Source organism: Paracoccus sp. (in: a-proteobacteria), assembly GCF_046289755.1.
Taxonomy (GTDB): domain Bacteria; phylum Pseudomonadota; class Alphaproteobacteria; order Rhodobacterales; family Rhodobacteraceae; genus Paracoccus.
In genome coordinates this window covers 1-7,494 of record NZ_JBKBVD010000087.1, presented here as the reverse complement: position 1 = coordinate 7,494, position 7,494 = coordinate 1, and the positions used below count along the sequence as shown (strand labels likewise).

The 7,494-nt window shown below is 67.1% G+C and carries 7 protein-coding genes; all 7 read right to left on the bottom strand.

Translation table 11 applies throughout. The annotated features are described in order from the left end of the window. Positions 1–340: 340 nt before the first annotated feature. Positions 341–832, bottom strand: a complete 492-nt coding sequence (rpsI, locus tag ACK41U_RS18655; RefSeq protein WP_136857117.1) for a 30S ribosomal protein S9 — start codon at positions 830–832, stop codon at positions 341–343. A gap of 2 nt (positions 833–834) precedes the next feature. Next, entirely contained in the window at positions 835–1,299 is a 465-nt protein-coding gene (gene rplM / locus ACK41U_RS18650; RefSeq protein WP_042248180.1) for a 50S ribosomal protein L13, read from the bottom strand. Between the two features lie 133 nt (positions 1,300–1,432). Continuing rightward, the gene (locus tag ACK41U_RS18645) at positions 1,433–1,873 is read right to left on the bottom strand and encodes a PaaI family thioesterase (RefSeq protein WP_409683560.1); all 441 of its coding nucleotides are present in this window, start codon (positions 1,871–1,873) and stop codon (positions 1,433–1,435) included. Between the two features lie 100 nt (positions 1,874–1,973). Next, positions 1,974–3,380, bottom strand: coding sequence for a UDP-N-acetylmuramoyl-L-alanine--D-glutamate ligase (gene murD, locus ACK41U_RS18640; protein ID WP_409683557.1), 1,407 nt, complete (start codon positions 3,378–3,380; stop codon positions 1,974–1,976). A gap of 71 nt (positions 3,381–3,451) precedes the next feature. Continuing rightward, positions 3,452–4,534, bottom strand: a complete 1,083-nt coding sequence (gene mraY / locus ACK41U_RS18635; RefSeq protein ID WP_136857114.1) for a phospho-N-acetylmuramoyl-pentapeptide-transferase — start codon at positions 4,532–4,534, stop codon at positions 3,452–3,454. 4 nt (positions 4,535–4,538) lie between these two features. Further along, positions 4,539–5,909 (bottom strand): UDP-N-acetylmuramoyl-tripeptide--D-alanyl-D-alanine ligase, encoded by a 1,371-nt coding sequence (gene murF / locus ACK41U_RS18630; protein WP_409683553.1) that lies wholly within the window; start codon positions 5,907–5,909, stop codon positions 4,539–4,541. Next, entirely contained in the window at positions 5,906–7,405 is a 1,500-nt protein-coding gene (locus tag ACK41U_RS18625; RefSeq protein ID WP_409683550.1) for a UDP-N-acetylmuramoyl-L-alanyl-D-glutamate--2,6-diaminopimelate ligase, read from the bottom strand. The genes murF and ACK41U_RS18625 overlap by 4 nt, the downstream gene beginning before the upstream one ends. Positions 7,406–7,494 lie beyond the last annotated feature (89 nt).

The window sequence follows — 7,494 nt, the reverse complement described above, 5'->3', positions numbered from 1 at the left end:
GTCACCAAATCCCCAGAATGTCTCCCGATCCAACCGCGCCTCTCAGCACCGCCTTCCCGGCCCCTCCAGCGTTCCCGCCTTCGGTGAAGCGGTGTTTAGGCCCAGTGAGAAAGGGGCGCAATAAGAAAATTCGCCTGATTGCCATATTTCTGACATCTCGCTGTTTTTCATGCCTTTTACTGCCTCCTACTTTGGCAACATCAGGATCGCCAGCGGAGCGGCGCCGGGCTTTGGAGGCAATTAACGTGGTGAATCGGGCGATTTCCCCTGCCGACTCGGGGCCGAAACGCAAAAGGCGCGCCTCGGGGGCGCGCCTTCGCATGTGCATCGATCCGTTGGATCAGCGCTTGGAGAACTGGAAGCTGCGGCGAGCCTTGGCCTTGCCGTACTTCTTGCGTTCCACGACGCGGCTATCGCGGGTCAGGAAGCCTGCCGCCTTCAGCGCGGCGCGCAGGTGGGGCTGGTGCAGCTGCAGCGCCTGGCTGACGCCATGCTTGACTGCGCCCGCCTGGCCCGACAGGCCACCGCCCTTGACGGTGGCGTGAACGTCATACTGACCAACAACGCCCGCAACCTCGAACGGCTGCTTCAGGATCATCTGCAGAACGGGGCGCGCGAAATAGGCGTTCACGTCCTTGCCGTTCACGGTGACCTTGCCGGTGCCCGGCTTGATCCAGACGCGGGCGACCGCGTCCTTGCGCTTGCCGGTCGCATAGCTGCGGCCCAGTTCGTCGCGCTGCGGTTCACGGGTGATGGCGGCCTCGACGACGGCGGCGGGGGTGCCCGCGACGGCCGATTTCAGATCGTCCAGAGTTTTGATGTCGTCAGCCATGATCATGCGCTCCGGGTGTTTTTCTTGTTCAGGACTTTCACGTCCAGAACTTCGGGCTGCTGCGCCTCGTGCGGATGCTCGGCGCTGGCATAGACGCGCAGGTTCGTCATCTGCTGCTTGCCCAGCTTGTTGCGGCTGATCATGCGCTCGACGGCTTTCACGACCACACGCTCGGGATGCGCGCTTTCCAGGATCTGGCGCGCGGTGCGATGCTTGATGCCGCCCGGGTGGCCGGTGTGCCAATAGTACTTCTTGTCTTCACGCTTGTTGCCGGTCATCTGCACCTTGTCGGCGTTGATGATGATGACATTGTCGCCCATATCCATGTGCGGCGTGAAGGTGGGCTTGTGCTTGCCGCGCAGGCGGCTGGCGACGATCGTGGCGAGGCGGCCCAGAACGACGCCCTCGGCGTCGATCAGGATCCACTTCTTCTCGATCTCCGCCGGTTTCGCGGTATAGGTCTTCATCTGTCGTCCCTTCAGGGTCGTAATCGTAAGAGATGGCGGTATATCGAAGATTGCCCGCGCGCGGTCAAGTCCGCTTGTCAATGTATTCCGATGCAAAATCAACGCATTGCAACTTAGGTATCAGAATACCCCATCACACGCCCCGGATTTCGCTGGATTTCGGCGGAATCGAATAGGTCATCGAACAGCGCGCGACCGGATCCCCCTGCCCTTCGGAGAAGATCAGCGCCTCTGCCACCGCCAGCACGCGGCCCAGTTTCAGCACCCGGCATTCGGCCAGCAGATCCCGGCCGGCCGCAGGCTTGCGCATGAAATCGATCGAGGCGTTCGTCGTCACTGCCAGCCCCACCGGCCCGATCCGCGCCAGAATCGCACAATAGATCGCCAGGTCCGCCAGTGCGAACATCGACGGACCGCTGACCGTGCCGCCTGGCCGCAGGTGGTCGTCGGCGACCCGCAACCGCGCCGTCAGGCCGGCGTCGCTGACCGCCTCCACCAGATAGTGCCCCACGACCTGCGGGAAATCCCGCGCCAGGAACGCGTTCAGCGCATCCTTGTCCATCATGATCGTCATGCTGTCCTCCTTGCCTGTCGGTGCAGGCTTTCGGGAAACGCAGCAGGATACAAGACGGACGACACGCTGACCCGCCGGGTCGGTCGCGTGGGGGCCGCCCCTATCGGACGGCAGTCAGGGCCAGCACCAGATCGGTGAAATGCTCGCCCCGCTTTTCGAAGTTCGGATATTGGTCAAAGCTGGCGGCAGCAGGGGCCAGCAGGACGGTATCACCCGGCTCGGCCTCGGCGGCGGCACGGGCCACGGCCTGCTCCATCGTGTCTGCGATCTCGTAGGGGGTCTGGCCGATCTCCAGCGCGAAATCGCGGGCGGAATGGCCGATCAGATAGGCCTTGGCCACCGCGCCCAGATGCGGCTGCAGGGCTGCGATGCCACCCTCCTTGCCCAGGCCACCGGCGATCCATCGGATGCGCGGAAACGCCTGCAGCGCCTTGGCGGCGGCATCGACATTGGTGGCCTTGCTGTCGTTGACAAAGCGCACGCCGCCGATTTCGGCCACGGTCTGACTGCGATGGGGCAGTCCGGCAAAGCTGTGGAAGGCGGCCTCGATCTCTCGGGGGGCCAGACCCACGGCGCGGCAGGCGGCATAGGCGGCGCAGGCATTCTGGTGGTTATGCGCACCGGGCAGCCCGCGCATCTCGCGCAGGTCGATCGATGCGGCCTGCCGTCCCTTGCGGTATTCCGACAAAAACCCCTTGCGCGCAAAGACCGCCCAGGCCGCGCGATCCAGCTTCTGCCCCGAGGACACGCGGATCACCCGATCATCCGCCGGGCCCATGGACAGCTGATTGGCCAGATACAGCCCCTCGGGATCGTCCACCCCGATCACGGCGCGGTCCGGCCCGCCCTCGGCGAACAGCCGACGCTTGGCCGCGAAATAGCCGCCCAGCCCCGCGTGGCGATCCAGATGATCGGGCGACAGGTTGGTCATGACCGCGACATCCGGCGTCAGCGCGCGGGCCAGGTCGGTCTGATAGCTGGACAGCTCCAGCACCGCGACCTCGGCGTCGATGGCGGGCTCCAGCGACAGGACGCCGGTGCCGATATTGCCGCCCATCTGCGTGGGCCGGCCGCATTCCTCCAGCACGTGATGGATCAGCGCCGTGGTGGTCGACTTGCCGTTCGATCCGGTGACCGCGATCACCCGGGGGGCGCGTTCGAACTGATCCCAGTCCCCGGTCGCATAGCTGCAAAAGAACAGGCCGATGTCGTTGTCGACCGGGATGCCCAGTTGCCAGGCCATCGCGATGACCGGATGCGCGCGGGGATACAGATGCGGGATGCCAGGACTGACGATCAGCAGGCTGATGCCCTGCCAGTTGCCCTCGCGGGTCAGGTCCAGGATGCGCAGGCCATCCGCCGCGGCGGCCTCGCGCGTGTCATTGCCGTCGTCCCAGGCCACGACCTGGGCACCGCCCGCGGCAAGGGCCGCAGCGGTCGCCTTGCCCGACCGACCAAGGCCGAGGACCGCGACGGTCTGATGTTCAACGCCCTGGACAGGGATCATGGCAGGCTCCTGGATTGCGGCGGGCGGGGGCTGCGCGCGCCCCGCCGCGTTATGGTCGCACCCCGCAAAGATCAGCGCAGCTTGAGCGTGGCAAGCCCGATCAGTGCCAGGATCAGCGCGATGATCCAGAACCGGATCACGATCTGCGCCTCACCCCAGCCCTGCTTTTCGAAATGGTGGTGGATGGGGGCCATCAGGAACACCCGCTTGCCCGTGCGCTTGAAGTACAGGACCTGGATGATGACCGACAGCGCCTCGACCACGAACAGGCCGCCGACGATGGCCAGAACGATCTCATGCTTGGTGACGACGGCGATGGCGCCCAGGGCGCCGCCCAGGGCCAGCGACCCGGTATCGCCCATGAACACCGCCGCCGGGGGCGCGTTGTACCACAGAAAGCCCAAGCCCCCCCCGATCAGCGCCGAGACGAAGATCAGGATCTCTCCGGTGCCGGGAACGTGGTGGACGCCCAGATATTCGGTGAAATCGACCCGGCCCACCGTATAGGCGATGATGCCCAGGGTGCCTGCGGCGATCATCACCGGCATGATGGCCAGCCCGTCCAGCCCGTCCGTCAGGTTCACCGCATTGGCCGACCCCACGATCACGATCATCGCAAAGGGCACGAAGAACCAGCCCAGGTTCAGCAGCACGTCCTTGAATACCGGCAGGGCCAGCTGGTTGGTCAGCGCGTCGGGATGCAGCAGGGACGCGGCGATGCCCGCCAGCGCCGCGATGACCAGCCCCAGAGCCATCCGGATGCGGGAACTGACGCCCTTGGTATTCTGCTTGGTGACCTTGGCATAGTCGTCGGCGAATCCGATCGCGGCAAAGCCCGCCGTCACCAGCAGCACGATCCAGACGTAACCGTTGTCCAGCCGCGCCCATAGCAGGGTCGAGAACAGCAGCGCCGACAGGATCAGCAGGCCGCCCATCGTGGGCGTGCCCGCCTTGGCCAGATGGCTTTGCGGGCCGTCATCGCGGATCGGCTGACCCTTTTTCTGGACGCGCCGCAGATAGTTGATCAGCGGCCGACCGAAGATGAAGCCGAAGAACAGCGCCGTGAAGAACGCGGCCCCCGCCCGAAAGGTGATATACCGGAAGAGGTTGAAGAAATCCCCCCCCTCGGACAGGTTGCTGAGCCAGTAGAGCATGGCATTATCCTTTGTCTTGGGCGGCGCGGGCCCTCAGGGCCCCCACGACCGCCGAAATCCGCGAGGATTTCGATCCCTTCACCAGGACGAGATCGCCCGTACGGATCAGGTCAGGGGCAATGGCGGCCAGCTCGGCCGCCGTTTCGGTCCACAATCCGCGCCGCCCCTCGGGCAGCGCATCGAACAGGTGGCGCATGCGCGTCCCCGCGCAATGGACCAGATCGACCTCGGCCATCGCTGGATCATCGGCCACGGCGCGGTGCATCGCGACCTCGTCCGCGCCCAGTTCAAGCATGTCGCCCAGAATCGCCACGCGCCGTCCGCCCTGCAGGCCCGCCAGCGTAGCAAGGCCCGCCGACAGAGAGGTGGGGTTGGCGTTGAACGCGTCGTCGATCAGGCGGATGTCGCCCAGATCCTCGACCGCACCGCGGCCCTGTGGCGGGTGCCAGTCGGACAGATGCGCCGCCGCCTGCGCCACATCCGCGCCCGCCACCGACAGCGCGGCCAGCACGCCGACCGCATTCATCGCGAAATGCCGACCCGTCGTAGGCAGGGTAACGGCCAGCGTGTCACCCAGGATACGCGCGTGACAGGACAGCGCGCCGTCCTGGGGCACGATCCGCAGCGGCCGCGCGGTGCCGTGCTCGCCGAATCCCACGACGACGGCGCCCGCCCGGTCCGCGCAATCGCGCAGGATCTGCGTCACCGGCAGATCCTCGGGCAGGATCGCGTGGCCCACGGGCTGCAGCCCCTCGAATATCGCGCCCTTTTCATGGGCGATGCCCTCGATGGCGCCGAACGCCTCCAGATGGGCGGCGGCGACGGTGGTGATCATCGCCACATGCGGGCGCGCCATGCGCGACAGGGGCGCGATCTCGCCTGGATTGCTCATGCCGATCTCAATGATCGCGAAATCGGTGTCAGCGGGCATGCGCGCCAGGGTCAGCGGCACGCCCCAATGGTTGTTGTAGCTGGCCTCGGCCGCGTGGATCACGCCCTGCCCCGCCAGCGCCACCCGCGCCATCTCCTTGGTCGAGGTCTTGCCGACGGATCCGGTGATGGCGATGACCCGGCCCGCCATGCGCGCCCGGCCCGCCCGGCCCAGATCCTCCAGGGCGGCCAGCACGTCCGCTACGATCAGCAGCGGCGCGTCCGACGCCACGCCCTCGGGGATGCGGCTGACCAGCGCCGCCGCCGCCCCCTTGGTCAGGGCCTGCGCCACGAAATCATGCCCGTCGCGACTGGCCTGCAGCGCGACGAACAGATCGCCCGGCGCAATGGTGCGGGTGTCGATAGACACGCCCGTCGCGGTCCAGTCGGATGTCGCCCGCCCGCCCGTGGCGGCGGCGGCGTCCTCAGCGGTCCAGAGGCTCATATCCGGCCGTCCAGTGCCGCCACGGCGACCGATCCCTGTTCGGCATCGTCAAAGGGATAGACGTCCTGACCCACGATCTGCCCGGTCTCATGGCCCTTGCCGCAGATCAGCAGCGCGTCGCCCGGCTGCAGCGCATCGACGCCACGCAGGATCGCCTCGGCGCGGTCGGGCACCTCGGTCGCGTCGGGTCCGGCGGTCGCCATGATGGCAGCGCGGATCAGGGCGGGGTCCTCGGTCCGGGGATTGTCGTCGGTCACGATCACCACATCGGCATGATCGGCTGCTGCCTGCCCCATCAGCGGACGCTTGCCCCGGTCGCGGTCGCCGCCCGCGCCGATCACGCAGACGATGCGCCCCATCACATGCGGGCGCAGCGATTGCAGCGCCGCGGTCACGGCGCCGGGCTTGTGCGCGTAATCGACGAAGACCGCCGCGCCATTGTCGCGCTGCGCGACCAGCTGCATCCGGCCCCGCACCGTGACCAGCTGCGGCAGCACCCGGATGATGTCGTCGGCACTGTCGCCCGCGGCCAGGCACAGCCCCATCGCGGCCAGCACGTTCTCGGCCTGGAACCCGCCGATCAGCGGCAGGCGCACCAGATGCGCCCGTCCCATGACCGAGAACCGCAGATCCTGTCCCGTCGCGTCATAGCGCTGGCCCAGAATGCGCAGCATGGCGTTCTCGCCCGTGCCGATCGTGGTCAGCGCCAGGCCCCGGTCAGTTGCGATCTCGGCCATCTGGCGGCCGCGCTGGCTGTCGATGTTGATGACCGCCGCCGCGCCATCCTCCAGCACGCGGTTGAACAGCAGCGCCTTGGCCGCGAAATATTCGTCAAAGCCCGCATGATAATCCAGATGGTCCTGGCTGAAATTGGTGAAGGCGCCCGCCTGCACGCGCACCCCGTCCAGGCGGCGCTGGTCCAAACCGTGGCTGGAGGCCTCCATCGCGGCATGGGTGACGCCTGCCTCCACGGCCTCGGCCAGGACGCGATGCAGGGTCAGCGGGTCGGGGGTGGTGTGGGCCAGTGTCGCATGGTGGTCGCCCTCGACGCCCATCGTGCCCAGGCTGATCGCCTTATGGCCCAGGGCCTGCCAGATCTGGCGGGCAAAGCTGGCCACGCTGGTCTTGCCGCTGGTGCCGGTGACGGCCACGACATGGTTGGGCTGGTCACGAAACCACAGCGACGCCGCCCCGGCAAAGGCCGCGCGCGGGTCCTCGGCCACGATCAGCGCGCCGTCCCAACCGGCCAGCACGTCGGCGGCGATATCGGCGCCCTGCCGGTCGGTCAGGACCGCCGCCGCCTGCATGCGGATCGCATACTGGATGAATTCGCCGCCATGCACCGCCGATCCGGGCAGGGCCGCGAACAGGTGTCCGGGCCGCACGGTGCGGCTGTCGATGGACAGCCCCGTGATCTGCGGGTCGCGCCCGCCCGGTGCGCACAGCCCCAGCTGCGACAGCGTCACATCATCCTTGTCCACGATCCCACCCGTCATTGATTTGCGACGAGCCTTACCGCAGCCTGATCCTCGGGTTCAACACGCGGCGCAAAGCGCGCGGCGATCGTCGGCAGGTTTTCGTCGCC

Bases quoted from the DNA above. Each gene is read 5' to 3' on its own strand.
- rpsI (WP_136857117.1), bottom strand. From the start codon at position 832: ATGGCTGACGACATCAAAACTCTGGACGATCTGAAATCGGCCGTCGCG.
- mraY (WP_136857114.1), bottom strand. From the start codon at position 4,534: ATGCTCTACTGGCTCAGCAACCTGTCCGAGGGGGGGGATTTCTTCAAC.
- murD (WP_409683557.1), bottom strand. From the start codon at position 3,380: ATGATCCCTGTCCAGGGCGTTGAACATCAGACCGTCGCGGTCCTCGGC.
- rplM (WP_042248180.1), bottom strand. From the start codon at position 1,299: ATGAAGACCTATACCGCGAAACCGGCGGAGATCGAGAAGAAGTGGATC.
- ACK41U_RS18645 (WP_409683560.1), bottom strand. From the start codon at position 1,873: ATGACGATCATGATGGACAAGGATGCGCTGAACGCGTTCCTGGCGCGG.
- ACK41U_RS18625 (WP_409683550.1), bottom strand. From the start codon at position 7,405: ATGACGGGTGGGATCGTGGACAAGGATGATGTGACGCTGTCGCAGCTG.
- murF (WP_409683553.1), bottom strand. From the start codon at position 5,909: ATGAGCCTCTGGACCGCTGAGGACGCCGCCGCCGCCACGGGCGGGCGG.